Source organism: Nonomuraea sp. ATR24 (genome assembly GCF_041950485.1).
GTDB lineage: Bacteria > Actinomycetota > Actinomycetes > Streptosporangiales > Streptosporangiaceae > Nonomuraea > Nonomuraea ceibae.
The window spans coordinates 567,897-593,743 of sequence record NZ_JBGNUU010000002.1 but is presented as its reverse complement, the minus strand read 5'-3'; the positions used below and the strand labels follow the sequence as shown (position 1 = coordinate 593,743).

Sequence of the window (25,847 nt, the reverse complement as noted above, 5' to 3'; positions counted from 1 at the left end):
CCCCGTGGGGCGCACCCCGGGGGGGCGCACCCCGGGGGGCGCACCCTGTGCGGGGCGCACTCCGTGCGGTCATCCCGTGCGGTCATCCCGTGCGGTCATCCCGTGCGGTCATCTCGTGCGGGGCCACTCCGTGCGGAGGTCACCCCTAACGCAGCGTGCCTCCCGGCGTCAGAGGTGTGGGCTGGAGGTCAGGCGGGGGCTGGGGTGACTGGGAGGAGGGCGTGTGGGCCGGGCATCAGGCGGGGGGTGGGAGGAGGGCGTCGCAGGTGGTGGTGATGAGGGTGTCGACCGTCGCGGGCGGGGGGCGGTGGTCCAGGAGGTGGCGGCGGACGGCGGCGTACGGGACGTCGATCGTGGCGAAGGTCAGGCGCTCCCGGTCCACGTCCGGGTGGCGGGCGGTGTAGGCGTCCAGGGCGTCTACCACTTCGGCGTTGAGGGTGGCGAGGTCGGGGCCGAGCTCGGCGGGCCATCGGGCGGCCAGGTCGTGGCGCCGGTGGAGCAGCAGCAGGGCGCCTTCGGCGGGGTGGCGGCGGCACCAGCGGGGGGTGTGCAGTGCCGCCTCGCGGGCGTCGCCGGCGGTGAGCGCGTCGACGAAGCCGCGCTGGAAGCTCCGTACGGTGCGGATCCACAGGGTGGCGAGCATGAGGTCGCGGGAGCCGAACCGGTGGTACAGGGACCCGGTCGGCGCGCCGAGCCGGGCGGCGACGGCGCCCATGGTGGCGGCCGGGGGGCCGTCGGCGGCCGTGATGGCCAGGGCGGCGTCGAGGATCTGGTCGCGGTCGAACTTGGCTGCTCTGCCCACGCGGTGTACCTTCCGGTAATAATAGTGAGTGCGTTCTAGAATATCGCATCTACAAAGGGAGTCCGCATGTCCACGGCGTCCGAGGTCGTCCGAGGCTTTTACCGCGCCGCCCAGGCGGGCGACGGCGGCGCGATCCTCGCGCTGCTGCATCCGGAGTTCCGCGCCCGCACCGCGCCGGGGATGCCGTGCGGGGCGGGAGGCGCGTTCGAGGGGCCGGAGGAGACGCTGGTCCGGGTGTGGGGTGCGGTGTTCGCCGCATACGACACCGCGCCCTACGCCGAGAGCTGGCACGAGACCGCCGACGGCCTGGTGGTGGTCACCGGCTCCTACCGGGGCGCGTCGCGCGGGAGCGGCCGCGCGTACGAGGCGGAGTTCGCCCATCTGTGGCGTGTCACCGACGGCCGGATCTCCTGGCTGCACCAGTACACCGACACCGCCCGCTGGCACGAGGCCCTGGCCGCAACCGCCTGAGCCGCCCCCGGCGGGGTCGCGGATAGGCTGCGCTGTCGTGGAAGCGGTAGCCGGGCGGTTCGTCACCGGCGAGGGGTACGCGTTCTACCGGGGGCCGTCGGCGGGCGTCGGCGAGCATCGGCACGCCGCCTACCAGGTGACCGCCGCCGACGTGGGCGAAGCGGTCGTGGTGGACGAGTCGGGCGCCTGCCATCGGGGCGCGGCGGTGATCGTGCCGCCCCTGGTGCGCCACCGCATGCCGGCGGCGGCCGGGCTGCGCACCTGGTTCGTGGAGCCGCAGTGCGCGTTCGCCGCCGTGCTGCGCGCCCGCTGCGGGACCGGCGTCACGGTGGCGGGCGACCTGCGCGGGCTGCGGGAGGAGGACGTGCGGTTCGCCGGCCGGCCGTCCGGCGCGCTCGACCCCAGGCTGCTGGCGGCGATGGAGGCGCTGGCCCGCCCGGACGTACGGGTCGCCGCCGCGGCGGCCGAGGCCGGGCTGTCCCCGCAACGCCTGCGCGCCCTGGCCGTGCGGCAGCTCGGGATGCCGCTCGCGCGCTGGCGCATCTGGCGCTGCCTGACGCGGGCCGCCAGGGCGTTGAGCGAGGGACGCTCGATCGCCGAAGCCGCGGTCGACGGCGGCTTCGCCGACCAGGCGCACTTCCATCGGCGGCTGCGCGAGATGATCGGGCTCACCCCGGCGGCCGTGGTCCCGATGGTGCGACGGTCAGCCCCGCGCGGCGACGTACACGGAGATTGAGCCGGTCACCGTGGGCACCACGGCGGCCTCCCGTACGTCGGCGAACCCCGCGCCGGTCATCAGCGCGGGCAGCACGCCGTCGGCGTTGGGCTGGGTGTCCTGCCGCCCGTCGGCGAGCTGCACGGCGCGGAACGCCAGCCGCATCAGCGCGGTCCGCTGCAGCCCGTAGTCGGCGATCACCAGCTTGCCGCCGGGCCGCAGGACGGCGTGCGCCGAGGCGAGGATCGCCCGTTTCATCGGCAGCGGGCACTGGTGGAGGACCAGGCTCGACACGGCGGTGTCGGCGGAGCCGGGGGCGATGAGCTCGGTCAGCGCGTCGCCCATGCCGAGCAGCCAGCGCGGGGCGTGCGGGGCGTCGCCGGACTTGCGCCGGGCCAGCGCCAGCGTGTCCGGGTCGGGGTCGACGCCGACGATCCGGGCCTGGGGTTCGAGGCGGTGCAGGAGCAGCGCCTGGGTGCCGGTGCCGCAGCCGACGTCCACGATCGTGTCGCCCGGCCGGGGCGCCACCTGCGCGGCCACCAGGCGGCGCCAGAGCCGTTCCCGGGTGAGGGCGAGCAGCACCGGGTCGTACAGCCGGGTGAGGCCGAGGCGGCCCAGGGCGGGGGTGAAGGTCTGTTCAGACATGGGCGCAGTATCGGCCGCCCGGCGGCGCGCGGTCTTGAACGGAACGCTCGCCCCTGAGGGGAGAGGGGGCTCAGGTGGGCAGGGTCGCGGTGGTGGTGAACCCCGGCTCCAGGTGCGCGGTGTCGTTGAAGCGGCGCAGGACCCAGCGGGCGCCGGTCAGGACCAGGTGCGACACCGACCCGTTGTCCGCGCCGAGGAACGCGAACGGCCGCGACCCCGTGGCCTGGGCCAGCGCCTCGGCGATCACCCCGGCGTGGGTGACGACGACGATCCGCCCGTCCGGGTGGGCGGCGGCGAGCCGGGCGAGCGCGTCGCGGACCCGGCCGGAGAAGGCCGCCGCGGGCTCAGCGCCCGGGATCGCGTCCCAGCGTTCCTCGGCCGTCATCCGCCGGGCGGCCGGATGCCCTTCGGCGACCATCCGCCGGAACAGGCCGCCCTCCCACTCGCCCAGGTGCACCTCGCGCAGCCCCGGCTCCACGACCGGCGTCAGGCCGAGCCGGGCGGCCAGCGGCGCGGCGGTCTGGACGGTGCGCCGCAGCGTCGTCACGTAGACGGCGTCGACGCGCTCGGCGGCGAGCCGCCGCGCCACCCGTTCGGCCTGCTCGCGGCCCTCGGGCGCGAGCTCCGGGTCGCCGTGGCCGTCCACCAGCGGGAACGGCCGGTCCGGGCGCGCCGGCTCGGACTCGCCGTGCCGCACCAGCAGAACCTCGGCGGCCCCGGGCGGCGTACGGAACCGGCTCTGCCGGTACGCGACCGGCTTGTCACTCACAGATCCCACAGCTACCGAACATTACTCTACTGATCGGTCCGCGCCCGAGCCCGTAGGCCGATTCGTTGCCGGGCCCGGTCTTGACGCGCCCGAGATCACCGGCAAGCATCACCGCAACCGGACCGGCAGCCGCCGCCCGGCGCGGCAAGGAAGGTGATCGCGTGGCCCAGCCCGGCACGCCCTCCGCCCCGGCGCGGACACCCGCGTGGCGCTACGCCATCGGGATGTTGGGCACGTCCATCCCGATCAACATGATCAAGGGATCGATGATCCTCTTCTACGTCGACATCCTCGGGCTCGACGTCCGGGCGTACGGCGCGGTCATGGTGATCTACGCGGTCATCGACGCGATCGACAACCCGCTGCTCGGCCACCTCTCCGACCGCACCAGGACCCGGTACGGCCGGCGCCGGCCCTGGCTGCTCGCCGGCGCGCCGATGCTCGCCGCCTGCATGATCGCGTTCTTCTCCGCGCCGGAGTCGCTGGACGGCATCGGGCTCGTGCTGTGGTTCGCGGTGTTCGCGATCCTGTGCGAGGCTTTCGACTCGATGCTCAACGCCAACTACGGCGCGCTGCTGCCCGAGCTCTACCCGAAGGAGCGCGACCGGGCGGTCGCCAACAGCCTGCGCCAGGGCTTCCAGCTCGTCGCCCTGGTCATCTCGCTCGCCGTCACCCCGGTGCTCACCACCGGCGTGTTCGGCACCGAGGACAGCACCGAGGGCTTCCGGACCACCGCGATCATCTACGGCGTGATCGCGTTCGCCGTCATCGCGTTCATGGCGCTCGGCGCGCGCGAGCGGCCCCGCTACTCCACCCGGGAGCGGCCCCGGCTGCTGCCCAGCGTGTGGTCGATCGTGCGCAACCGGATGTTCTGGACGGTCGGGCTCACCGGGGCCTGCTACGGGATCGCGATGGCGCTCGTGCTCTCCGGCATCCAGCTCTACGTCCGCTACTCGCTCGGGCTGCCCGTCGGCAACGCCCTCTACCTCCAGGGCATCGTCATCCTCGTCACGGCGGGCGGCCTCGTCGTGTGGACGCGCGTCGTGGCCAGGCGCGGCGCCCTGCGGGCCTGGCGGCTCGCCTTCGCGGTCCTCGCGGCCGGCTTCGCCGCCCTGTTCCTCGCCACCGACCTCGTCACCGCCATCGCCGCCGGGGTGCTCGTCGGAGCCGGCTGGTCGGGGATGCTCGCCACGAACGACCTCATCGTCGCCCGGGTCCTGGACGCCGACGCGGTGCGCAACGGGGAGCACCGCGAAGGGCTCTTCCTGTCGGCGTTCGGGTTCTTCGGCCGGCTCAACGGGATCGTGACCGGGCTCGCGCTCACCTCGCTGGGCGTCTTCTTCGGCTACAACTCGGGCGACGACCCCGGCGCCGACCCGGGCCTCGCCTTCCGCGTCTACCTGTGCGTCTACCCGTTCGCCCTGACGGCCGCCGGCGCGGTCGCGGCACGCTTCGTCTCGGTCCCGCTGGAGACGGTTCCCCTGGAGACCGGCCCGGCGGGCGAGGCGGCGGGGGAGCGTTCCCCGTGAGGCGGCGGGTGGTGATCACGGCGGACGACCTCGGCAGGGAGCCCGGGACGACGGACGTCATCGCCGGCCTGCTCGCCGAGGGGCACGTCAGCGCGACGACGCTCATCTGCGTCTCGCCGGAGGCCGATCGGGCCGCCGCCCGGGTGCGCGAGCTCGGCGTCGTGCCCCGGGTGCACGTGACGCTCACCAGCGAGCGCGGGCTCCCGCGCTGGCGGCCGCTGAACGGCGGGGCGAGCCTCGCCGACCCCGACGGCACGCTCAGCGACGACCCGATGGTGCTCGGGGCGCGCGGCGAGGCGGGCGACGTCATCGGCGAGGCGGACGCGCAACTGCGCTGGATGCGCGAGCGCGGCGCCGCGCCCGTCGCGGCCGACTCCCACGCCGGCACCCTGTACGGGCTGCACGGCAGGTCATGGCTGGCCGAGGCGCTCGAGTGGTGCGCCCGCCACGGCCTCGCCTTCCGGCTGCCCCGCGACCCGGAGCCGTACTTCGGCGGGCCGCTGCCGCCCCCGCTGGCCGCGGCGCACGAGCGGGCCGTCGCGTACGCCGACGCCCTGGGCGTCGCCATCCCCCGGACGATCGCCACCAACCGGCGCACGGCCGCCGACCTGGGCGGCTACGAGCGGCTCCGGGACGACTACCTGCGCCGGCTCGCCGCCCTGCCGGAGGGCGCCAGCGAGCTGTTCCTGCATCCGTCGAGCGAGGACGCGGTCACCGGCCCCGACGGCGTCGTCCGCACGTGGGAGGCGCGGCTGCTGCGGGACCCGGTGTGGCTCGACGCCCTCCGCAGCGAGGACGTCGAGGTGGTCCCGGGCTGGTGGCCCTGATCCCGGCCGAGCTGGGCCTGGCCCCGTAAGGCCCAGCCGGCGTGCGGCCCGCTGCCAGTGCCGGCCGACTGCGAGTGCCGGCCCGCCGTCAGTGGCCGACGGGCTGGTGGCCGCCGCTGTTGGCGGCGCGGGCCGGCAGGAGCAGGGCCGTGGCGACCACGGCCACCGACAGCACCGCCCCGATGACGAACGCCAGCCGCATCCCGCCGAGAGCGGCGAGCGTGTCGGTGACCCCGGTCGCCTTCAGCGTCTCGGCCCGCGCGCTCATCACGGTGACGACGAGCGCGGTGCCGAACGCGGCGGCGACCTGCTGCAGCGTGCTCAGGATCGAGCTGCCGTGGGAGTAGAGCGGCGGCGGGACCGCGCCGAGCCCCAGCGTGAACACCGGCGTGAAGGTCGCCGCCAGGCTCACCATGAGCAGCGAGTGCAGGCCGAGCACCTGCCAGTAGGGCATGGTCATCGACACCTGCGTGAACCCGGCGAGCGCGAGCATGATCCCGATCGCGCCGGGGACGACGAGCACCCGGCCGCCGAACCGGTCGAACATGCGGCCGACGGTCGGCCCGAGCAGCCCCATCGCCAGCCCGCCCGGCATGACCAGCAGGCCGGTCTCCAGGGCGCTGAGCCCCCGGACGCTCTGCAGGTAGAGCGGCAGCAGGATCATCGAGCCGAGCATCGCCATGAAGGCCACCGACATCATGATCAGCGCGACCGTGTAGGTGCGGTGGCGCAGGGTGCGCAGGTCGAGCAGCGGCACGCCGCGCTTCTGCAGCGAGAGCTGGCGCAGCACGAAGACGCCGATGGTGACGAGCCCGGCCACCACGATCGCGGAGGCCACCCGGGCGTCGCCGCCCTCGAACCGGCTGAGCCCGTAGACGAGGCCGCCGAAGCCGGCCGCGGCGGTGACGGCGCTGAGCCAGTCGATGCTGCTCACCTGGCTCTCGCCGACGTTCTCCAGGCGCTTGAGCCCGCCCCAGGTGATCAGGGCGGCGATCGGCAGCACGACGGCGAACAGCAGGCGCCACGACCCGAAGTGGAGGATGATGCCGGACACGGTCGGGCCCATCGCGGGCGCGACCGACATGGCCAGCGTGACGTTGCCCATCACCCGGCCCCGGTCCTCCTCGGGCACCACTCTCATCAGCGTGGTCATCAACAGCGGCATCATCACGGCGGTGCCGGCCGCCTGGATGATCCGGGCCCCCAGCAGCACCTCGAACGTCGGCGCCACGATGGCCAGCGCGGTGCCGGCCAGGAACAATCCCATCGCGGTGGCATAGGCGCTGCGGGTGGACACCCGCTGCAGGAACCAGCCGGTGATCGGGATCACCGCGGCCATGGTCAGCATGAAGGCCGTCGAGAGCCACTGCGCGGTCTGCTCGGTGATGTGCAGCGCGGTCATCAACCGGGGGATCGCGTTGATCATGATGGTCTCGTTGAGGATGACCACGAAGGTGGCCAGCACCAGCAGCCGGATCACGGGCGGCGTGCGGCCTTTCCTGGTGGCCGCGGGCGTGGCGGGTGGATCGAGCAGTCGGCTGGACACGGTACCTCGTTCGGGGTCGCGGGGCGGAAAGCGGTCAGGGCCGGTGTCCCGGCCGTCGGTCTCACATGAAGATGCGGACATGTACAGACTGACCGGCGCCACTGACAAAACTCATCGACCGTGCCCAGCATTCCGGGATGTGCGGTGAAATGTCACCTGGTTTTCACCGCACGGTTCCCGGGAAAAGATCAGCGGCCCGCCGCCGCCGGCGCGTCGCGGGCGGCATGGCCGAACACCTCGTCCCGCACCCGGGCGAGCGCCAGATCCATCGCCCCGACCAGCACCGGGTTGCCCTCGACGGCCGACAGCAACACCCGCAGCCGCTCGGCGTCGAGCACCCGCAGCTCGCGCTCGACGAGGTCGCGCAGCCGTTCGCCACCGGCTGACACCAGGCTTCCGGCCAGCACGACGAGCCCCGGGTCGACGACCGAGGCGATGGTCGCCAGGCCGAGCGCGATCCGCGCGGCCACCGTGCGCAGCCCGGCGGCGGCCTCCTCGGCGGCCCGCCCGGTGCCGCCCGCCAGGCGCACCGCGGCGGCGACCGACTCGTGGAAGTCGGCGCCGTGGACGCCGTAGGAGCGCAGCAGGTCCTGCACGGCGGGCCCGCCGGCCAGCGCCTGGTAGCCGTGGTGACCGAACCTGCCGCCGCCGTCGCGGGCGGTGGCCGCGCCCGGGATGGGCATGTAGCCGATCTCGCCCGCGCCGCCGAAGAAGCCGCGGTGCAGCCGCCCGCCGATCACCAGCGCGGCCCCCAGCCCCTCGCCCGCCCACAGGAGCACGAAGTCGGGGCAGCCGGCCGCCGCGCCGTGCGCCTGCTCGGCGAGCGCGACGAGGTTGACGTCGTTCTCCACGTCGACGGTGACGCCGAGGCCGGCGGTGAGCGTCGGCACCAGGTCGGGGATCTGCCAGCCGGGCATGTCCTCGGCGGTGGCGTAGTCGAGCCGCCCGGTCGTGGGGTCGACGGCCCCCTGCACGCCGATGACGACGCGGTGCAGCGGGCCCGGCGGACGCGCCGCCTCGACCGCCGCCCGCAACTGCGCGGTCAGGTCGCCGTCCGCCGGTGACGGCGCGGGACAGCGGGCCTCGCCGGCGACCGCGCCGGTGATGTCGGCCACCTGTACGTCGATCCGCTCCGGCGTGACGTCGAGCGCGGCCACGTACGCGGCGGCGGCGTTGACCCGGTAGACCTCGGCGGTGCGGCCGGGCTGGCCCGCCCGGACGCCGTCGCTGACCACCAGGCCCGCCTCCTGGAGCCGGGCCAGGAGCTGGAAGGCCGTCGGCTTGGACAGGCCGGTCAGCTCGCTCAGCTCGGGCCGGGTCAGCGGGCCCTTCTCCAGCAGGATGCGCAGCGCGGCGCGGTCGTTGATCGCGCGCATCAGCCTCGGAGTGCCGTGGACAGGCGGCTTCACGTCACCTCCCGCGTCGGCGTCACGTTGACGTCAACGTGAGAGCGTACAGGGCGATGGCCGCGAAATCGTCGGCCGGCTCGGACGCCTGCCAGGAGCGGACGTCGTCGGCGAAACGGCTGCCGTGGCCGGTGAAGCGCTCGTAGCGGTCCTTGCCGTCGGCGGGGCAGGGCGGCATCTCCTCGAAGTGCCCGCCGAGGCCGTCCTCGAACAGTTTCGCGTCGTTGGGCCCGTTGACGACGGCGCCGGTGGCGGGCCTGCCGGTGATGTTGGCGATCTGGTGGTGCGGGCAGGCGATCGAGCGCTTGCCCACCCCGGCGACGAAGGAGACGCCCCACGGGTTCGCGCCGAGCGCCCAGTTGCGCTGCTGGGTGCCGAAGGCGTCGTAGGCGCGCGACCCGGTCGCCGACCGGTAGAGGCGGGCCGTGGCGGCCAGGCCGAAGGCGTGCGGCACCGAGTCGAACGCGTCGTAGCGCGCCCCGGCGCGGAACGGGTCGGCGGCGGCCCGGCGCGTCCCGAGGTCGAGCTGCGCCCGGAGCCCGGCGACGAGGTCGGCCTCGGTGACGGCCAGCCCGCCGGCGCCCGCCGCGCGCATGGCCTTGAGGAGGTCGGCGTGGGCCAGCGCGCTCACGTCGTACAGGTTGAGCGTGTCGCCCTGCTCCTCGTCGAGGTAGCCGCGCGCCCAGCGGGCCGAGTCGGCCAGCCAGCGCCCGGCGCGCGGGTCGCCCAGGCGCTGCGCGGCCAGGGCCAGCTCGGCGCCGCCGAGCTGCATGTCGTCGCGCCAGACGCTCTCGGGGTAGAAGGCGTGCGGCAGGGAGGTCACCAGCCGGTCCACGCCGGTCGTCCTGGCCATGCCGTAGACGGAGGCCGCCTTGGTCAGCAGCTCGCGGGCGCGTTCGAGCGAGGGTTCGAGCTGGGCGGCCAGGGCGAAGGCGGCGGCGGTGCGCCCGGCCAGGTTGGGGCTGATCGGCGTGCCGGGGGCGGCGGCGCGGAAGACCGGGCGGTTGCGGATGAAGTGGTGGCCTTCGGCGGTGTCGTCGTCGTCGGCCTCGGGCAGGCGCCAGACGTCGTGGTCGCCGACGAACGTGCCCTCGGCGTTGCCGGCGCCGATGCCGACCTGGATGTAGAGGGTCTTCGACTCCTCATCCCACATCTTGTCCAGATACTTCAGCCCGTGGGTGGCTTCGGCCCGCAGGGCGGAACCGCGTACCTCGCCGTCCCGCTGGGCGGCCCACAGCAGCGTGTCCACGTACGCCAGGATGTGCGTGAACTTGAGATAGTCGCCCGCGTCGAACCAGCCGCCCTCGACGTCGACCGGCCCGCCGATCTTCTTCAGCTCGCCCTTGACCTGGTCGGTGTCGGGCCCGGTGAACTCGGGCCAGTCGTAGACCGAGGCGGCCCGGTCGTTGAGGTGGCTGGGCCTGCGCGTCGCCTCGGCGCCGTCGCGCTGGAGGCCGAAGAAGCCCACCACCTTGGCCGCCGTGTCGCCCTTCGGCGCGATCTCGAACTCGGCCGAGGTCGCCCCGCCCGCCTTGACCCGGTAGCGGCCGGGCGTGCGCAGCCGGGACAGGTCGAGGTCGTGGACGTGCGGGTAGCGGCTGTTCCAGGCGCCCCGGTCCCGGCCGGCTCGCCCGGTGAGCACCACCCGGCCCCGGTGGTCGACCACGGTGAAGCGCCCGGCGGCCCGCTGCCGCGTCATCAGGTAGGCGTGCTTGGCCTCCTCCGGCCAGTAGCCGACCTGGTCCACCCGGACGTGCGCGGGCGACGCGGCCTGGGCGTTGGCGTTCGTCGTCGCCAGCATGGTCACCAGCAGAGCCGGCGCGAGCGCGGCGGGGATCAGCTTTCTCATCCGCTCCTCCTGAAGTGATCGCGAACACGGGTCCGCGCGGTCTCGGCCGCGCCGAGCAGGTCGAGTCCGGCCAGGGCGGCGCCCGCGACAGGGGGGAGGGTGCTGACCACGACGCTAGCGTCCGGCGCGCTCGCGCCGATCGCGGACTCGATCATCCCATGCAGGTACGGGTCCCGCGCGGTCAGCACGCTCCCGCCGAGCACCACCTCGGCGGGCGTGCGCAGCAGGCCGAGCCGGTCCAGGCAGACCGTGGCCATCACCGCGACCTCCTCGGCCTGCCGCGCGACCACGCCCCTGGCCACGGCGTCGCCGTCGCCGGCCACGGCGAGCAGGCCCGGCACCAGCTCGTGCAGCCGGGCCGGGTCCAGCTCGCCGAAGTGCAGGGCGAGCACCACCTCCGTGACGCTCGCCGTGCCGAAGTGCGTGACGACCAGGTCGGCCAGCGCGGTGGCCGGGCCGCGGCCGTCCTCCATGCGGGCGGCGTGCCACAGCACCCGGTCGGCCAGGTCCTCGCCGCCGCCCCAGTCGCCGCTGCGCCTGCCGAGCGCGGGGAAGCGCGCGACCTCGCCGGACGGGGAGACGCCCGCGGCGTTCATCCCTGCCCCGCACACGACGACGACGCCCCACGGCCTCGACGCGCCCGCGCGCAGCACCGCGAACGTGTCGTTGGCCACCGACACCTCGCCCGCGCAGCCGAGCGCCAGGAACTCGGCGCGCAGCGCGTCCTCCTCGGCGGGGAAGTCGGCCCCGGCCAGGAAGGCGGCCATCACGTCGGCGTACGGCGCGGCCATGCCGTCGCGCAGCGCCCGCGCGCCGCGCTCCACCACGCCGGCGGCGACGTCCACCCCGGCGCTCTGCGGCACGAACGGGCCGGTCCGGCCGGTCGCGAGCACCGCGCCGTCCTCGGCGACCAGCGCGAGGTCGGTCTTGCTGTTGCCGCCGTCGACCGCCAGGATCGTCCTCATCCGGCGGCCTCCAGCAGCCCCGCCAGCTCGCGCGCCAGGTGCTCCTGGCCGACGAGCGGGTGGGCGAGCAGCGCGTCGGTGACCCGGTCGCGCCCGCCGCACAGGGCGGCGCCGAGGGCCAGCGTCTCGTACGCCGACACGTGCGCGACCAGGCCGGCGTACAGCGGCTCCAGCGGGGCGACGGGCAGCGGCTCGGCCCCGGAGGCGGTGATCCTGGCCGGGACCTCGATGACCGCGTCGTCCGGCAGGAACGGCAGCGTGCCGCCGTTGCGCACGTTGACGACCTGGGTGTCGCCCCGGTCGCCCAGCAAAGAGGCGATCAGCGCGACGGCCGCCTCGGAGTAGAACGCGCCGCCCCGCCGTGCCAGCAGCTCCGGCTTGGCGTCCACCGACGGGTCGGCGTACAACTGCAGCAGCTCCTGCTCCATCGCGGCCACCTGCGCCGCCCGGGGCGGCTCCGCGCGCTGCTCGGCCACGACGAGGTCGTGGGCGTAGTAGTAGCGCAGGTAGTACGACGGCACCGCGCCGAGCCTCGACAGCAGCGCCCGCGGCAGCCCGACGTCGGCGGCGATCTCCTGGCCGCGCTCGCGGAGCAGGTCCGGCAGCACGTCCTCCCCGTCGAGCCAGACCGCGCGCACCCACGTCAGGTGGTTGAGCCCGGCGTGGCCGAGCGCCACCCGCGACGGCTCGACGCCGAGCATGGCGGCGAAGCGGCGTTGGAAGCCGATCGCCACGTTGCACAGCCCGATCGCCCGGTGCCCGGCGTCCAGCAGCGCCCGGGTGACGATCCCCACCGGGTTGGTGAAGTCGACGATCCACGCCTCGGGCGCGTGCGCGCGGATCTGCCGGGCGAGGTCCAGGACCACCGGGACCGTGCGCAGCGCCTTGGCCAGGCCGCCCGCGCCCGTCGTCTCCTGGCCGACGCAGCCGCACCGCAAGGGCAGCGTCTCGTCCGAGGCGCGGGCCGCCTGCCCGCCCACCCGCAACTGCAGCAGGACGACCGCCGCCCTGGCGACGCCCTCGCGCACGTCGCCGGTCGCGGTCACCGTAGCCGGGTGCCCGGCCGCGCGCAGCATCCGGCGGGCCATGCCCGCCACCAGCTCCAGCCGCTCCGCGGCCGGATCCACCAGGACCAGCTCCGTCAGCGGCAGCTCATCCCGTAACCGGGCGAACCCGTCCACCAGCTCCGGCGTGTACGTCGAGCCGCCCCCGACCACGGCGAGTTTCAACCCTTGACTCCCGTCAATGTGACGCCCTCGATGAAGACCCGCTGGGCGAAGAGGAAAACGATGATCACCGGCGCCGTCACCAGCAGGGTGGCGGCCATGGTGAGGTTCCACTGCACGCTGTGGAACGCCTTGAAGGTGGCCAGCCCCAGCGACAGGGTCCAGCCCTCCTGGTCGACCCCCGCGTACAGCAGCGGCCCGTAGTAGTCGTTCCAGCAGTAGAAGAACGAGAACAGCGCCACCGCGGCGATCGCCGGGCGGGCCATCGGCAGGATGACGGTGAACAGGATCCGCACGTCCGAGCAGCCGTCCACCCGGGCCGCGTCGGTGTAGTCGCGCGGGATCGTGATGAGGAACTGGCGCAACAGGAAGATCGAGAACGCGTCGCCGAACAGCATCGGCAGGATCAGCGGCCACAGCGAGTCCGTCAGGTCCAGCCGCGCCCACACCAGGTAGATCGGCACCGCGACGACCTGCGGAGGCAGCATCATCGCGCTGATCACCACGAGGAACGCCGCCCTGCGCCCCCGGAACCGGAACCTGGCCAGCGCGTAGGCCGCCGGCACCGACGACACCAGCATGAACAGCGTCGCCAGGGACGCGTACAGGAAGGTGTTGACCGTCCAGGTGAGCAGCTCGGAGCGGGCGAACACGTCGGCGAAGTTGGCCCAGTTCCACTGCCGCGGCCACAGCTCGCTCGTGAGCGCCTGCTCGTCGGTCATGAGCGCGGTCAGCGCCACGAAGACGACAGGGCCGAGGAACATCAGCGCCAGCGCGATGGCCAGCGCGTGCTGGGCGATCCACATCAGCGTGCGCCTGCGCGTCACGACGCCGCCTCCGCCCGGCCGAACTGGCGCAGCAGCACCAGCGTGAAGCCCATCGCCACCACGAACAGCAGCAGCGCGTGCACGCAGGCCAGCCCCATCGACCAGTCGCGGAACCCGGTGTGGAACAGGTGCTGGGGCAGCGTGAGCAGCGAGCCGTCCGGGTAGCCCGGGGTGAACGTGGTGCCGGCCGAGTCGGTCGCCCCGGACGCCACCCGGGAGGCGATCATCGCCTGGGTGAAGTACTGCACCGCGTAGATCACCCCGGTGACCGCCGAGAACATCAGCACCGGCGAGATGACCGGCAACGTGACGCTGCGGAACTGCCGCCAGGCGCCCGCCCCGTCGATCGCGGCGGCCTCGTACAGGTGCCTGGGCACGTCGAGCAGCGCCGCCAGGAAGATCATGATGGTGTTGCCCGCGCCCCACAGGGCGAGCAGGGTGAGGCTGGGCTTGGCCCACGCGGCGCTGCCGAACCAGTCGGGGCCGGTGATCCCGAGCCGGGCCAGCGCCTGGTTGACCGGGCCGGTCGCCGGGTTCAGCAGGTAGACGAAGGCGACCGTGCCGGCCACCATCGGCACCAGCGACGGCAGGTAGAAGATCGTCCGCAGCACGCCGCCGCCGCTCTTCAGCTTGGCCAGCAGTTGCGCCACGCCGAGCGCGAACACCACCTGGGCCGGGACCATGAACACCACGAGCCACAGCGTGTTGAGCGCCGACTGCAGCACGCGGGGGTCGGAGAAGGCGTAACGGTAGTTGTCCAGGCCGATGAACTCCAGCGTGAACAGGTCGTAGCGGTGGAAGGAGAAGTAGACCGTGGACAGCAGCGGGTAGACGAAGAAGAGCGCCACGCCGACGAGCCACGGCGACAGCCACAGCAGGGCGCGGGCGCCCTCGCCGCGCCACCACCGGGGCGGTGGCGCGATCCGGGTGGAGACCATCTCAGCCTCCGGCGAGCTTCAGCTTGTCGTTGATCCGCTTGTCGACCCCGGCCAGCCCGGCGTCGAGGTCGCTCACCGCGCCCTTCTCCCACTGGGTGAGGAACGTGGAGAAGGCGTCCTGGTTGAAGACGCTGTTGACGTTCGCGGGCAGCGTCGAGGTCTTCGGGTGGGCGAAGATGTCGAGGAACGTGCTGAAGTTGGCGTCCCTGGCCAGGTCCGGGTGCTCCATGGCGGCCTTGGTGGTGGGCACGTTGCGCAGCGCGTTCGACAGCGTCACCAGCGACTCGGTGTCGGTGGTCAGGTGCTTGACCAGCTCCCAGGCGTGCTGCGGGTGCTTGGCGCCGCGCGGCACGCCGATCACGGTCCCGGCGGTGAAGCCGCTGCCGTACAGCTCGGGCTTGTCGTCGGCGACGGGCAGCGGCGCGGTGCCGTAGTCCATGTCCTTGGCGTCGGGATCGGCGGCGATCATGGCGTTGCGCCACTCGCCGTCGAGCACCATGGCGACCTTGCCCTCGAAGAACGGGTGCTCGGCGCCCCACTCGTCGCCCAGGCCCTTGCGGAACTTCTCCAGCTTGTCGTAGCCGTACCAGTCGACGAGATCCTTCTGCCAGCGCAGGAGCTGCTTCCACGCCGGGTCGGAGCCGATCGCCGAGGTGCCGTCGGGGTTGTACCACTTCGCGCCGACCATCGGGCCGAGGTGGCTGGGGGAGTTCTCGTAGTACTGGAAGCTCGGGATGAACCCGGCGACCTTGATGGTGCCGTCGGCGTCGCGGACGGTGAGCTTCTTGGTCAGCTCGGTCAGCTCCGACAGCGTCTTCGGCGGCTGCTCGCCCTTCATCAGCGCCTTGTTGTAGTAGAGCCCGTACGCGTCGGCGAGCAGCGGCATCGTGCACCGCTTGCCCTCGAACTCGGTGTAGGCCCGGGAGGCGGCCGGCAGCACGGTCAGGTCGATGCCGTCCTGCTCGATGACCGGGGTCAGATCCTGGAACGCGCCGGACTTGCACCACTGGGCGACGTTGTCCGTGGTGAACGAGGCGGCCACGTCGGGCGCCTTGCCGCCGCGGATCGCCTGGGTGATCTGGTCGTCCTGGATGCCCTTCTTGGTGACGACCTTGATCTGCGGGAACTTCGCGGTGAAGGCGGCGACGGCCTCCTCGAACGCCTTCGTCTCGACGTCGGTGGAGAAGCCGTGCCACAGCTCCAGCGTGGCGGGGGGCAGGGCGGCGGCCGGTCCGGTGCCGCTCGCGGTGGGCTTGGGCTGGGCGCCGAGCGACGGCGGCGCCTCCTTGCCCGCGGTGCATGCGGTCAGCGACAGGGCCAGTAACCCGGCCACCGCGAGAGGGACGAAGCGCACGGAGGTCTCCTATGAGCCGGGGAGTTAGTAAAGACTCCTAACTTTGAATGGGACCGTAGGCGGCGGAACCGGCACGGTCAAGGCCCGAAACCAACTCGTGATGCCACTGCTTCTGGTTTGAGGGGCAGGAACCCTAACTAACTGTCCAGGGCGGCGATGACCGGCCACACGTGCGCGTTGAGCTCGGCGATCAGCGCCTCCAGCGCGGCCTGCGCGTCACCCAGGTTCGGCAGCCCGCCCGCGCGCGGCCGGGTTGGCACCGGCAGCCGGCCGGTGTCGAGCGGCAGCCGCAGCTCCAGCGACCACAGCGCGGCCTTGCGGTCGTACGGAGGCACGGCGAACGACTGGTCAGCGGCCATCGAGCTGCCCGTCGAGCTGCCCGTCGAGCCGCCCGTCGAGGTGCCCGGGGGCTGCCAGTCCTGCCAGCCGCCGGGCAGCTCGACCTGCTGGGGCGCGGCCAGCTCGACCACGGCCAGCAGCAGCGCCGTGCCCTCCGGCCGGTGGCAGGTGGCGTCGAGCACGCGCGGATGGCGGCGCACGTACGGCGGATCGGCGACCGGGCCCGTGGCCAGCTCCCAGGCGGCCAGCGCGTAGTGCACCGGGTCGAGCCCGACGCCGCCCGCCTCCGGCTCGTCCCCGGTGGCGGCGAACGCCGTCCGCCAGGCGGCCAGCCGCTCCCCGTACAGCTCCTGAAGGGGCTCGCCGTGCGCGAACCCGGCCTCGATCCAGAAGGCGGTCGCGGGCATGTCGTGCGGCATCGTCGGTCCCAGGTCGGTCGGGCAGGCTCTTCCACCAGTCCGTCTACCCAGGTCAGCCCCCCTTCAGGCGGGGGAGGGAAGGTCAGCCCCTTCAGGCGGGGGAGGGCGGAGCCGTCACGGGGAGCAGGTGGCGAGCATGTCCGTCAGGGCCGACTTCTCCGCCTCGGTGACGCGGAGCCCGTAGTGGTGCTTCACGCCGATCCAGGCGCGGGCGTAGGTGCACCAGTAGGCGGTGCGCGGCGGGCGCCAGGTGACCGGGGTGCGGCCGCCCTTGTCGAGGTTGACCGACTCGCTGACCACGACCAGCTCGGGACGGGTGAGGTCGTTGGCGAAGGCCCGGCGCCGCTCAGGGCTCCACGCGTCCGCCCCCGACCGCCAGGCGTTGGCCAGCGGCACCACGTGGTCCACGTCGATCTGGTCGGAGCTGGTCAGCGTCCGGCCGTCGTACGGGCTCTCCCAGGTGCCGGAGACGGGCCGGCAGTCGGCGTCGGCCTGGACGCCGTGGCCGTCGCGCAGCAGGACCGTCTCGCGGGTGTCGCAGGCGCCCTCCTGGGCGGCCCACTCCGGCATGAACGAACTGTGGCTGTAGCCCGCCAGCGAGCCGCGCGGCCCGACGGTGAGCGCGTCGAGCTGCTCGCGCGCCTGGCCGGCGGTGGCCAGGCCGGGCAGCCTGCCGTGGTCGGCGCTCGCCGACGCCGCCTGGCCGGGAAGCACGTGGGCCGGGAGCGCGTGGACCGGGAGCGCGTGGACGGGGAGTGCGTGGGCCGGGAGCAGGAGTGCCGTCGCGGCCAGGGCGCCCGCGAGCCACCGGGCCCGCCGCCCGCCGTGGTGGCCGTCGCGGCGTTCGATGAGCAGACGCTGCGCCATGCCCTGGTCCTCCCGAGGCTCGTGGGTGCTACCGGCGTGACGATAGCGAGGGTTGCGGTCACGGAACGTGTCAGTGGCGACTTGCGGTGATATGTCGCCGGGGGTCGCGCGGCGGAGGGGTAGGCCGCCGCGCGAAAGGCTCCCGTGACGGGCCGGGACCGGGGCCCCGGCCCGTCACCGGCTCACAGGCCGAGCAGGCCGCCGAGCAGCCCCCGGCCGCCCCGGTCACCGGGGTAGTGGCCGGTGTAGCTGTTGTAGCCCGTGTAGCAGTGGAGGCCGCCGTAGCGCGACCACAGGTCGCAGTGGTCCCAGTGCGACCCCGTCGGGTTCGCGGCCTCGGCGCCGGCCGCCGGGGCGGCGGCGAGCGCCACCGTCCCGGCCCCGGCGAGCGCGACGGCGATGGTGAGGAGCTTGGCAGCGGTACGAGTGAACATGTGGTTCCTTCCTGGTCCGGATGTCATCGGGTGAAGAGGGCGTAGCCCCCGCGCTCCCGCACGCAGCTGTAGTCGGTGGCGTCGGTGAACAGCACCAGGGCCTGGCCGCTCTGGCCGCACAGCCAGCCGGTCGGGAACTGGCCGACGTAGCGCCAGTGCCGCCCGTCCCCGTACGGGTCGGCCTGGGCGGCCACGGGCGCGAACATGAGGAGCGCCGCGACGGCCGCGCCGACCGTCGCCGTGCGTCGAATTGCCGTCCTGCTTTTCATGGATCCTCCTGAACGGCGGGCGGTCCCGACTGGCCTGCGGGCCACCCTCCGGCGTGCATCGTTCCTGCGGTTTCTCGTCGCGGGTCAGGTCATAGGCGGCCTCCTCGGCCGGGACGGACGGATCAGGGGGGCGGATCAGGGGGGCGGATCAGGGGGACCGAAGGATCAAGGGGGTCACGGGGGAGCCAGGGCGAGCACCACGTTGTGCCCTCCGAAACCGAAGGAGTTGCTCAGCGCGAGCCCGGCCCCCAGCGGGCGCGGCGAGCCGGTCACGACGTCGAGGTCGATCTCCGGGTCCTGGACGTCGAGGTTGGCGGTGGGCGGGATCAGCCCCTCGCGCAGGGACAGCGCGGCGCAGGCGGCCTCCACGGCGCCCGCGCCCGCGATCAGGTGGCCCAGCGTGCCCTTGAGCGAGGTGACCGGCACCCCGTGGGGCAGCACCCGGCGGATGACCCTGCTCTCGGCGGCGTCGTTGAGCACGGTCCCGGTGCCGTGGGCGTTGACGTGGCCGACGTCGCCGGGCCCGGCGCCCGCGTCGCTCAGCGCCAGCCGCACCGCCCGCTCGGCCCCGGCGCCGCCCGGGTCGGGGGCCGTGGGATGGTGGGCGTCGTCGGTCGCCGCGCAACCGGCGAGCACGGCGTACGGGCGGCCGGCGCGGGCCCGGGTGTCGCCGAGGCGTTCGAGCACCAGCATGCCCGCGCCCTCCGCCATGACGAACCCGTCCCGGGCGGCCTCGAACGGGCGGGACGCCCCGGCGGGGTCCTCGCGGCGGCGCGACAGGGCGCCGAGCCGGTCGAAGCCGGAGATCACCAGCGGGCTGATGTCGCAGGTCGCGCCCCCGGCGATGATGAGGTCGGCGGTGTCGGACCGCAGGAGCTCGCGGGCCAGGTGCAGGGCCATCGCGCCCGACGCGCACGCCGCCGCGACCGCGAGGCAGGGTCCACCGGCGCCGAGAGCGATGGCGATCTCCCCGGCGGCCATGTTCGGCAGCACCCGCGTCATCGCCAGCGGCGGCACCTTGCGCGGCCCGCCTTCCAGCATCCGCCGCTGGGCCTCCTCCCAGCTCGGCATGCCGCCGATGCTGGTGCCGACGATCACCCCGACGCGGCTGCCCTCCCAGGCCGCCGTGTCGAGCCCGGCGTCGGTGACCGCCTCGATCGCCGCGGCCATCGCCATCTGGGCGAAGCGGTCCATCCTGCGCGAGACCGGCCCGCCGAGGGTGGCCGCCGCGTCGAAGCCGGGGATCCAGCAGGCGAAGTCCACCGCCAGCCCGGTCAGGGCCGGGTGCGGGCGGGCCGTGGGGCGGCCGTCGCACAGCCCTTTCCAGGTGGCCGCCGTCCCGAGCCCCGCCGGGGTGAGCATGCCGATCCCGGTGATGGCGACGTCCGGGCGCGGGGTGCGCCGCCGGCCGGAATGGTGCGTCATCAGCGCCTCTCCTGAATCGCTTCTATGATTTCCGCGCCGGCTGCGGAGTGATTATCGAGTGGGCGGTCATGCCGCTTCCGCCGGCATCGTCAATTTTTCACGCGGGCTCCGGAGCGACAAGAGAATAAGGGCTCGGTTTAGCGGAAGAAATGCCGGAAATGTGCTGGAGGCCAAAGTCCCTCCGGGCCCGCGAAGTCGCCGGTAGTCCCGGTGCACAGGGACTTTCTGCACTTGTCACGCTGTCGAAAGAGTTCCAGAATCACATCAGGAACGACGTGTTATCCATCGGCAGGAGGTAGTCGTGACGGCCGAATCGGTCCCGAAAGGCGGCACACGCGGATCGCGAATAGCCGCGGGTCCCAGGCTCGCCATTCCCGCGCGTATTCTCGCGGTGGGCGCGTACCGGCCCGGGCGAGGTGTCGCCAACGCCGAACTGAGCCGGACCCTGGACACCTCCGACGCCTGGATCGTCAAGCGGACCGGCATCCGCCGCCGGTGCGCCGCCTCGCCCGGCGAGACGGTCGTGACCATGGGGGCCGCCGCGGCGGAGAAGGCCCTGGCGGCGGCGGGCCGGAGCGTCGACGCCGTGGACTGCGTCGTGGCGGCCACCATGAGCTACACCGGACAGAGCCCGTCCGCCGCCGTGCAGATCGCCCGCGAGCTGGGCGCCAAGCGCGTCGGCGCGTTCGACGTCTCCGCGGCCTGCGCCGGCTTCAACTACGCGCTCGACGTGGCCAGGTCGCTGATCGCGGGCGGCTCGGCCAGGCACGTGCTGGTCGTGGCGAGCGAGCGGATGTCGGACCTGATCGACCCCGGTGACCGCACCACCGCCGTGATCTTCTCCGACGGGGCCGGCGCCGCCCTCGTCGGCGCGTACGGGGAGCCGGGCATCGGGCCGATGACGTGGGGGAGCGACGGCTCGCTGGCGGGCGTGGCGGGACAGGACCTGACCTGGGCGCACTTCCGCGACACCCCCGGCTGCCGGGGGCCGTACTTCCGGATGCGGGGGCCCGAGCTCTACCGGTGGGCGATCAGCGAGATGCCCGCCGTGGCGCTGCGGGCCGTCGACGCGGCGGGCCTCGACCTGGCGGACCTGGCGGCGTTCGTCCCGCACCAGGCCAACCTGCGCATGATCGAGGCGATCGCCGACCGGCTCGGCCTGCCCGGCCACGTGGTCGTGGCGCGTGACGTCGAGGACCAGGGCAACACCTCGGCGGCCTCCATCCCGCTGGCGATCTCGCGGCTGAAGGAGGAGTGCGCCGTGGCGTCCGGGGCTCCGGCGCTTCTGCTCGGTTTCGGCGCGGGGGTCGCTTACGGGGCGCAGGTGATCCGGCTGCCCTGACTCATCCATTTACTGGCGGTAAATCACCAGAGTTGGCAGCTTATGCCGTATTTCAGGCGGCGGGGATCGGCCGGACACAAAAGCATCTCGAGCCGCACGGGTTCTCTGGCCCGTGCCAGAACCGCGATGTTAAATGCAGTGGGTGGTCTGCCAGGCGTTTCTCGGCGCGGGGGCTAACGGGGCGCGCGTACGCCACCCGGATTGGAGCCGCATGAGACGACGTCACCATCGCACGAACAAACCCGAAGCGACCGCCGCCCGCATGCCCCGCGCGATTCCGTACGGCAGGATCGGACCGGACTTCCGGGGGAAAGCCCCTGCCGCCGGAAGCCGGGAGCGCTCCCGCCGGTCCCCCCGGCACCACGAGCGCGCCCGCCGCGGGATCGCGTACGCGACACGCTGCGCGCCGGCGATAGCGCGGGCGCGGGCCCGCAGGCGACGCCGCGCCGCCGCCGGCGGCGCCCAGCGCCCCACGCGGGCGCCGGAGGTGGGGCCCGGGAGGATGGCCGGGCGACACCCCCGCCCGCGTGGCCCGCCTCCCCGGCGACCGGTGACCGCGCCCGCCCGCGGATCGCCTGAGGTGGGGCATCGGTACGGTCCGTCGTCCCCCCGACGGGCACAGACGAGAAAGCAGCCACATGACAGAGAACCAGAGCGCCAGCAGACGCGTGCTGAGCGGCTTCGCGAAGGTGAGTCCTTTCAGCGGGGCGCCAAGTGTCTCCTGGTCCCGGTCATCGGCCATCAAGGACATCGAGGAAGCGATCGAGTTCGTGCGCCACGGTCTGACCCGCCAGCGGGAGGCTCTGCGGATCCTGGAGCGGACGCGCGAGCAGATGCTGCACGAGGGGCCCGCCGCCGGGCCCCGCCAAGCGCGCCAGCACGGGAGCCCGGCGCCTACCCCGGTGGCAGGAGCCGAACGGCACGGGCTCACCAGCCAGGAGATCAGGGTCCTCTCACTCATCGGAAGGGGCATGTCGAACAGGCAGATCGCGGGCGCCCTCGACATCGCCGAGAAGACGGTCAAGAACTACGTGCACGCCATCTTCCGCAAGCTCGACGTGCGCAGCCGCACCGAGGCCGCGCTCTTCGCCCTCAGGGAGGGATGGGTGATCGCGGAGGAGTCACGGCTGCGCGACTCCGGCTAGCGGCCGCGATCCGAGCGGGGGCGAGGTCACCCGGGACCTCGCCCCCCCACCCGCGCCCCGGCTCCCGTCCTTCCGCGCCCGGCTCAGGGGGTGAGCGGGGCGCCGGCGACGGGCACGACCGGCAGGCAGACCGGGGCGCCGCCGCTGCCGGGCGACAGCGCCTCCTTCACGTAGTGCAGCGCCCTCGGGTCGTAGATCATCGCCAGGTGCTCGGTCAGGTCGATCGCGCACCCGTCCTGCAGCACGATGTTGCGCACCTCGGCCCCCGGCCCCGCCGACAGGAACGTCGACCTGAACGGCGTGGCGATCTCGTCGTAGCGCGTCGCCAGCACCGTGTAGCGCACCCCGGGCATCGTGTCGCCGCCCCGGTTGAGCTGGATCATGAACTCCGACCCGGTCGCCTGCTGCACCGCGGCCCGGCTGATCGCGGCGCCCGCCAGATGCCGCACGCCGAGGACGTCCAGCGTGCTCATCACGCCGGACGCCGTCGTGCCGTGGTGGGTGGCGGCCAGCGACACGAGCTTCGACACCTTGTTGCGCCAGGGCCTGCGCGCGTCGGCGCCGCCCTCGTAACGCAGGTACCAGCGCGGCATCATCCCGCCCTGCGAGTGGCCGACCAGCGCCACCCGGCGGGCGCCCGTGGCCGCCAGCACCCGGTCGACGAACCGGGCCAGCTCGCGCGCCGAGCGCCGGATGTCGCCGGTGCCCTTGAGCGGGCTGCCGGGCGGCGCGCCGTAGTTGATCGCGAAGACGCAGTGGCCGGCCCGCCTGAGCTCGGGCGCCATGTAACGCCAGGAGTCGTACGCGTTGCCGAACGTGCCGTGGACGAGCACCACGGGCTCGGGATGGCGGCGCGACGGGCGGCACGACCAGTCGTTGGCGCCGGGCGGCGGCCGGTCCGGGTCGGTCAGGGAGAGTGCCAGGTGGACGGGGAAGACGCCCCGCAGGTCCGCGGCCCGAGCGGGCGCGGCGGGCAGGGCGGGCACAGCGGTGACGGCGGCGGCGGTCGTCGCGGCGACCAGGAGCACGGTGAGGCCGAGGCGCATGACAGGTCCCGGGAAACTTGACGGTTACAGACGGTAGAGGAATGGTAACCGTACGTCAAAGCCGGGGTGGCATCAGCGCGGCCAGCACCCGCCGGACCGCCGTGGGCCGGGGCGGCGGCCCCGCCGGCGGGCCGGACTCCGAGACGCCGAAGCGCGCGTGCAGCCGGGCCAGCGGTGCCGGGGCCCACCAGTTGGCCGTCCCCGTCAGCCGCATGAACGCGGGCACCAGCAGGCCGCGCACCAGCGTCGCGTCCACCAGCACGCTGAGCGCCAGGCCGACCCCGATGATCTTCAGCACCGTGTTCGTGGAGAACGCGAGCACGCCCGTCGACACCGCCACCGCGAGCGCCGCGACGCTCACCAGCCGCCCGGTCCCCGCGATGCCCCTGACCACCGCCGCCGTGTGGTCGCCGGTCGCCAGATGGTGCTCCCGGATGCGCGACAGCAGGAACACCTCGTAGTCCACCGACAGCCCGAACGCCACCGTGACCGTGAGCAGGATGGACACCACCTCCACCTGGTGCGTCATCGTGAAGTCGCCGAGCAGCCCGCGCAGGTGGCCGTCCTGGAAGATCGCGACCAGGGCGCCGCAGCTGGCCGTCAGGCTCAGCGCGCCCACGGCGACGGCCTTGACCGACACCAGCACGCCGCCGGTGAACAGGAACAGCAGCATCAGCACCGTGGCCGCGATGAGGCCGCCCGCCAGCGGCAGCCGATCGCGCAGCGCCCGCAGCGTGTCGACGGCCTGCGGCGTCGGCCCGGCGACGAGCCGCCTGCCCGGCGAGCGCACGTCGCGGACCCGGTCGAGCAGCTTGCGGGCGTCCGCCGACTGGGCGTCGTGCGGGCTCGACACGCTGACCAGCGTCGCCGCGCTGCCGTGGTAAGCCCCGGCGAGCGCCTTCCCGGCCTCCGTCTTCTCGGCCTCCGTCTTCTCAGCCTCAGTCTTCCCGGCCTCCGCCTTCCCGGCCTTCTCCCCGGCCGCCGGCTCGGTCGCGGACGGGCAGGGGGACTTCTTCGGCGCGTCGCCTCGGTGGTGGACGCCCGTGGCGGTCCGCACGGCGGTCACGTCCGGCAGCGCCGCCAGCCTGCGCGCGTACGTCTCCAGCCGGCGGCACCCGGCGGGCCGCGAGCTGTCCAGGTACGGCAGGACGACGTGCAGGTCACGGTCGAACGGCTGGGCGAAGTCCTGGTGGATGCCGCGCGCCGTCCGGTGGGACTCGGTGCCGGCGGGCAGCACCCGCTCGTCGGCGATCCCGAAGCGCACCCACAGGAACGGGGCCGCCATCAGCAGCAGCACCAGCGCGCACGCCCCGCCGACCAGCACCGGCCGCCGCGTCGACAGCGCGGCCACGCGCCGCCAGGCCGCGCTCTCCGGCACCGCGCACCGGTGCCGCGAGCGCCGGAACGCCACCCCGCGCAGCGCCTCCCCGCAGTGGGCGCACCGCTCGGCCCCCTGCCCGAAGCCCAGGACCGGCCGCCGCCGGCCGTTGCGCGCCCTGGCCCGCCGCGCGCGTCGCAGCCACGCGATCGGGTCGCCCGCGGTGATGCGCTCGCCGACCACGGCCAGCAGCGCCGGCAGGATCAGCATCGTCGCGGCCGCCGCCATGAGCACCACGACGATCGTCGTCATCGCGAGCGACCGCAGCACGCCCAGGGGCAGCACCAGGAGGTTGGCCGTGGCCAGCGCCACCGTGAGGGCCGAGAACAGCACCGTGTGCCCGGCGCTCGCCATCGCCCGCTCGACCGCCTGCCCCACCGTGCACCCGCGGGCCAGCTCCTCCCGGTAGCGGGTGGTGATGAACAGGCTGTAGTCGATGGCGAGCCCGAGCCCGAGCGCCGTGGTGAGGTTGGGCGCGAACACCGAGACGGGCGTGAACTCGCTGAGCAGCACCAGCGCCGACAGCGTGGCCACGATCGTGAGGCCGCCGATCGCCAGCGGCAGCAGCGCCGCGTGCACCGACCGGAACGCCAGCAGCAGGATGAGCAGGAGCAGCGGCACGGTGACCAGCTCGGCCCGGTGCAGGTCGTCCTTGGCCAGCCGCAGGAACTGCACCGACGCCCACGCCGGCCCGGTCGCCTCCACAGTGAGCGATCCCGCCCGCTCGGCCAGCGCCGGCACGATCCGCTCGGCCGTGCGGGCGGCCCGCGCGTCGTCCCCGGACAGATCCACCCGCATCAGCGCCGACCGGCCGTCGCGGGCGCGCAGCGCCGGATCGCGGGCCGTCCAGTACGACTGCACCCCCGCGACGCCGGGCCGGTCGGCGAGCCAGCGGTCGAGCCGCGTGGCGGACCGGGCGACGGCCGGGGCGTCGACGTCCTCCTTCGCGCTCACCCGCAGCACGAGGTCGGCCGGCTTCACCGGGAAGCGCCGCGCCATCACCGCCTCGGCCCGCGCCGCCTGGGTGCCGCGGACGGTGTAGCCGCCGTTGGACAGCCGGTCGTCGAGCTTCATGGAGGCCAGTCCGAGGACCACGGCGAGCAGCAGGGCGAACGACAGCATGCGGCCCCGGTGTCTCACGCACCAGCGGGCGTAGGCGGCCAGCGCGCCCGCCCGGGGCGGCACCCCCGGCCGCCTCGCCGCCATCGGCCGTGAAGGGAAGCGACTGTGGGTGCTCAAACGTGTCCTCCGGATTTCGGCGGAAGCGGGCCGCACGCCTTTTGCGGCGACAATTAATTCTCCCCGCCGGGCCCG

General features: G+C 73.8%; 23 protein-coding genes and 2 pseudogenes. 6 read left to right on the top strand and 19 right to left on the bottom strand.

The window, feature by feature from the left end; translation table 11 throughout:
- Nucleotides 1–235: 235 nt before the first annotated feature.
- Nucleotides 236–802: a TetR/AcrR family transcriptional regulator gene (locus ACBI99_RS06705; RefSeq protein WP_375071893.1), complete on the bottom strand. Its 567-nt coding sequence runs from the start codon at nucleotides 800–802 to the stop codon at nucleotides 236–238.
- Between the two features lie 66 nt (nucleotides 803–868).
- On the opposite strand from ACBI99_RS06705, the gene ACBI99_RS06700 reads away from it, so the two are divergent.
- Entirely contained in the window at nucleotides 869–1,273 is a 405-nt protein-coding gene (locus ACBI99_RS06700) for a nuclear transport factor 2 family protein (protein ID WP_357591011.1), read from the top strand.
- A gap of 37 nt (nucleotides 1,274–1,310) precedes the next feature.
- Nucleotides 1,311–2,009 carry a helix-turn-helix domain-containing protein gene (locus ACBI99_RS06695; RefSeq protein ID WP_375071892.1) on the top strand — a complete coding sequence of 233 codons (699 nt, stop codon included), beginning with the start codon at nucleotides 1,311–1,313 and terminating at the stop codon, nucleotides 2,007–2,009.
- Here ACBI99_RS06695 and ACBI99_RS06690 read toward each other — a convergent pair.
- Both ACBI99_RS06690 and ACBI99_RS06685 read right to left on the bottom strand, forming a co-directional pair.
- Nucleotides 1,977–2,633 (bottom strand): class I SAM-dependent methyltransferase, encoded by a 657-nt coding sequence (locus tag ACBI99_RS06690; RefSeq protein WP_375071891.1) that lies wholly within the window; start codon nucleotides 2,631–2,633, stop codon nucleotides 1,977–1,979. The genes ACBI99_RS06695 and ACBI99_RS06690 overlap by 33 nt on opposite strands.
- A gap of 70 nt (nucleotides 2,634–2,703) precedes the next feature.
- Nucleotides 2,704–3,402 (bottom strand): histidine phosphatase family protein, encoded by a 699-nt coding sequence (locus ACBI99_RS06685; RefSeq protein ID WP_219513164.1) that lies wholly within the window; start codon nucleotides 3,400–3,402, stop codon nucleotides 2,704–2,706.
- Between the two features lie 161 nt (nucleotides 3,403–3,563).
- Between ACBI99_RS06685 and ACBI99_RS06680 the strand changes: the two genes are divergently transcribed.
- Both ACBI99_RS06680 and ACBI99_RS06675 read left to right on the top strand, forming a co-directional pair.
- Nucleotides 3,564–4,931 carry an MFS transporter gene (locus ACBI99_RS06680; RefSeq protein ID WP_219513173.1) on the top strand — a complete coding sequence of 456 codons (1,368 nt, stop codon included), beginning with the start codon at nucleotides 3,564–3,566 and terminating at the stop codon, nucleotides 4,929–4,931.
- The gene (locus tag ACBI99_RS06675; protein WP_375071890.1) at nucleotides 4,928–5,758 is read left to right on the top strand and encodes a ChbG/HpnK family deacetylase; all 831 of its coding nucleotides are present in this window, start codon (nucleotides 4,928–4,930) and stop codon (nucleotides 5,756–5,758) included. The genes ACBI99_RS06680 and ACBI99_RS06675 overlap by 4 nt, the downstream gene beginning before the upstream one ends.
- An 88-nt stretch (nucleotides 5,759–5,846) precedes the next feature.
- Here the strand turns inward: ACBI99_RS06675 and ACBI99_RS06670 are convergent, their stop codons facing one another.
- From ACBI99_RS06670 to ACBI99_RS06605, 14 genes and pseudogenes are all read right to left on the bottom strand, one after another.
- A complete protein-coding gene (locus tag ACBI99_RS06670; RefSeq protein WP_375071889.1) occupies nucleotides 5,847–7,304 on the bottom strand; it encodes an MDR family MFS transporter in 1,458 nt (485 codons plus the stop codon).
- A gap of 188 nt (nucleotides 7,305–7,492) precedes the next feature.
- Nucleotides 7,493–8,713: an ROK family transcriptional regulator gene (locus ACBI99_RS06665; RefSeq protein ID WP_364182520.1), complete on the bottom strand. Its 1,221-nt coding sequence runs from the start codon at nucleotides 8,711–8,713 to the stop codon at nucleotides 7,493–7,495.
- Between the two features lie 19 nt (nucleotides 8,714–8,732).
- Complete coding sequence (locus ACBI99_RS06660) at nucleotides 8,733–10,559, bottom strand: glycoside hydrolase family 9 protein (protein ID WP_375071888.1); 1,827 nt, start codon at nucleotides 10,557–10,559, stop codon at nucleotides 8,733–8,735.
- Nucleotides 10,556–11,524: an N-acetylglucosamine kinase gene (locus tag ACBI99_RS06655; protein ID WP_219513187.1), complete on the bottom strand. Its 969-nt coding sequence runs from the start codon at nucleotides 11,522–11,524 to the stop codon at nucleotides 10,556–10,558. Before ACBI99_RS06655 ends, ACBI99_RS06660 begins: the two co-directional genes overlap by 4 nt.
- Nucleotides 11,521–12,174, bottom strand: a pseudogene (locus tag ACBI99_RS06650) (6-phospho-beta-glucosidase); the annotation flags it as partial. The pseudogene ACBI99_RS06650 and the gene ACBI99_RS06655, both read right to left, overlap by 4 nt.
- 54 nt (nucleotides 12,175–12,228) lie before the next feature.
- Nucleotides 12,229–12,741, bottom strand: a pseudogene (locus ACBI99_RS06645) (6-phospho-beta-glucosidase); the annotation flags it as partial.
- 8 nt (nucleotides 12,742–12,749) lie between these two features.
- Nucleotides 12,750–13,577, bottom strand: a complete 828-nt coding sequence (locus ACBI99_RS06640) for a carbohydrate ABC transporter permease (protein ID WP_308126096.1) — start codon at nucleotides 13,575–13,577, stop codon at nucleotides 12,750–12,752.
- The gene (locus ACBI99_RS06635; RefSeq protein ID WP_219513192.1) at nucleotides 13,574–14,515 is read right to left on the bottom strand and encodes a carbohydrate ABC transporter permease; all 942 of its coding nucleotides are present in this window, start codon (nucleotides 14,513–14,515) and stop codon (nucleotides 13,574–13,576) included. Before ACBI99_RS06635 ends, ACBI99_RS06640 begins: the two co-directional genes overlap by 4 nt.
- Nucleotide 14,516: 1 nt before the next feature.
- The gene (locus ACBI99_RS06630) at nucleotides 14,517–15,869 is read right to left on the bottom strand and encodes an extracellular solute-binding protein (RefSeq protein WP_375071887.1); all 1,353 of its coding nucleotides are present in this window, start codon (nucleotides 15,867–15,869) and stop codon (nucleotides 14,517–14,519) included.
- A 137-nt stretch (nucleotides 15,870–16,006) separates the two neighbouring features.
- Nucleotides 16,007–16,627 carry a hypothetical protein gene (locus ACBI99_RS06625; RefSeq protein ID WP_375071886.1) on the bottom strand — a complete coding sequence of 207 codons (621 nt, stop codon included), beginning with the start codon at nucleotides 16,625–16,627 and terminating at the stop codon, nucleotides 16,007–16,009.
- A 114-nt stretch (nucleotides 16,628–16,741) separates the two neighbouring features.
- Nucleotides 16,742–17,494, bottom strand: a complete 753-nt coding sequence (locus tag ACBI99_RS06620; RefSeq protein WP_375071885.1) for an HNH endonuclease family protein — start codon at nucleotides 17,492–17,494, stop codon at nucleotides 16,742–16,744.
- Between the two features lie 182 nt (nucleotides 17,495–17,676).
- Complete coding sequence (locus tag ACBI99_RS06615) at nucleotides 17,677–17,928, bottom strand: hypothetical protein (RefSeq protein ID WP_364182542.1); 252 nt, start codon at nucleotides 17,926–17,928, stop codon at nucleotides 17,677–17,679.
- Between the two features lie 23 nt (nucleotides 17,929–17,951).
- On the bottom strand, nucleotides 17,952–18,197 hold the full coding sequence (locus tag ACBI99_RS06610) for a hypothetical protein (protein WP_219513210.1): 246 nt from the start codon (nucleotides 18,195–18,197) through the stop codon (nucleotides 17,952–17,954).
- 174 nt (nucleotides 18,198–18,371) lie between these two features.
- Nucleotides 18,372–19,622 (bottom strand): beta-ketoacyl-[acyl-carrier-protein] synthase family protein, encoded by a 1,251-nt coding sequence (locus ACBI99_RS06605; RefSeq protein WP_375071884.1) that lies wholly within the window; start codon nucleotides 19,620–19,622, stop codon nucleotides 18,372–18,374.
- A gap of 301 nt (nucleotides 19,623–19,923) precedes the next feature.
- Between ACBI99_RS06605 and ACBI99_RS06600 the strand changes: the two genes are divergently transcribed.
- Nucleotides 19,924–20,964 (top strand): beta-ketoacyl-ACP synthase 3, encoded by a 1,041-nt coding sequence (locus ACBI99_RS06600; protein WP_375071883.1) that lies wholly within the window; start codon nucleotides 19,924–19,926, stop codon nucleotides 20,962–20,964.
- A 638-nt stretch (nucleotides 20,965–21,602) separates the two neighbouring features.
- Nucleotides 21,603–22,109, top strand: coding sequence for a response regulator transcription factor (locus ACBI99_RS06595; RefSeq protein ID WP_364182549.1), 507 nt, complete (start codon nucleotides 21,603–21,605; stop codon nucleotides 22,107–22,109).
- 83 nt (nucleotides 22,110–22,192) lie between these two features.
- On the opposite strand, the gene ACBI99_RS06590 is transcribed toward ACBI99_RS06595, so the two are convergent.
- Nucleotides 22,193–23,155, bottom strand: a complete 963-nt coding sequence (locus ACBI99_RS06590) for an esterase/lipase family protein (RefSeq protein ID WP_375071882.1) — start codon at nucleotides 23,153–23,155, stop codon at nucleotides 22,193–22,195.
- A 55-nt stretch (nucleotides 23,156–23,210) separates the two neighbouring features.
- Nucleotides 23,211–25,739, bottom strand: a complete 2,529-nt coding sequence (locus tag ACBI99_RS06585; RefSeq protein ID WP_375071881.1) for an MMPL family transporter — start codon at nucleotides 25,737–25,739, stop codon at nucleotides 23,211–23,213.
- Between the last annotated feature and the right edge of the window lie 108 nt (nucleotides 25,740–25,847).

Bases quoted from the DNA above. Each gene is read 5' to 3' on its own strand.
- ACBI99_RS06700 (WP_357591011.1), top strand. From the start codon at position 869: ATGTCCACGGCGTCCGAGGTCGTCCGAGGCTTTTACCGCGCCGCCCAG.
- ACBI99_RS06690 (WP_375071891.1), bottom strand. From the start codon at position 2,633: ATGTCTGAACAGACCTTCACCCCCGCCCTGGGCCGCCTCGGCCTCACC.
- ACBI99_RS06660 (WP_375071888.1), bottom strand. From the start codon at position 10,559: ATGAGAAAGCTGATCCCCGCCGCGCTCGCGCCGGCTCTGCTGGTGACC.
- ACBI99_RS06655 (WP_219513187.1), bottom strand. From the start codon at position 11,524: ATGAGGACGATCCTGGCGGTCGACGGCGGCAACAGCAAGACCGACCTC.
- ACBI99_RS06635 (WP_219513192.1), bottom strand. From the start codon at position 14,515: ATGGTCTCCACCCGGATCGCGCCACCGCCCCGGTGGTGGCGCGGCGAG.
- ACBI99_RS06625 (WP_375071886.1), bottom strand. From the start codon at position 16,627: ATGCCGCACGACATGCCCGCGACCGCCTTCTGGATCGAGGCCGGGTTC.
- ACBI99_RS06620 (WP_375071885.1), bottom strand. From the start codon at position 17,494: ATGGCGCAGCGTCTGCTCATCGAACGCCGCGACGGCCACCACGGCGGG.
- ACBI99_RS06615 (WP_364182542.1), bottom strand. From the start codon at position 17,928: ATGTTCACTCGTACCGCTGCCAAGCTCCTCACCATCGCCGTCGCGCTC.
- ACBI99_RS06610 (WP_219513210.1), bottom strand. From the start codon at position 18,197: ATGAAAAGCAGGACGGCAATTCGACGCACGGCGACGGTCGGCGCGGCC.
- ACBI99_RS06605 (WP_375071884.1), bottom strand. From the start codon at position 19,622: ATGACGCACCATTCCGGCCGGCGGCGCACCCCGCGCCCGGACGTCGCC.
- ACBI99_RS06595 (WP_364182549.1), top strand. From the start codon at position 21,603: ATGACAGAGAACCAGAGCGCCAGCAGACGCGTGCTGAGCGGCTTCGCG.
- ACBI99_RS06590 (WP_375071882.1), bottom strand. From the start codon at position 23,155: ATGCGCCTCGGCCTCACCGTGCTCCTGGTCGCCGCGACGACCGCCGCC.
- ACBI99_RS06585 (WP_375071881.1), bottom strand. From the start codon at position 25,739: ATGGCGGCGAGGCGGCCGGGGGTGCCGCCCCGGGCGGGCGCGCTGGCC.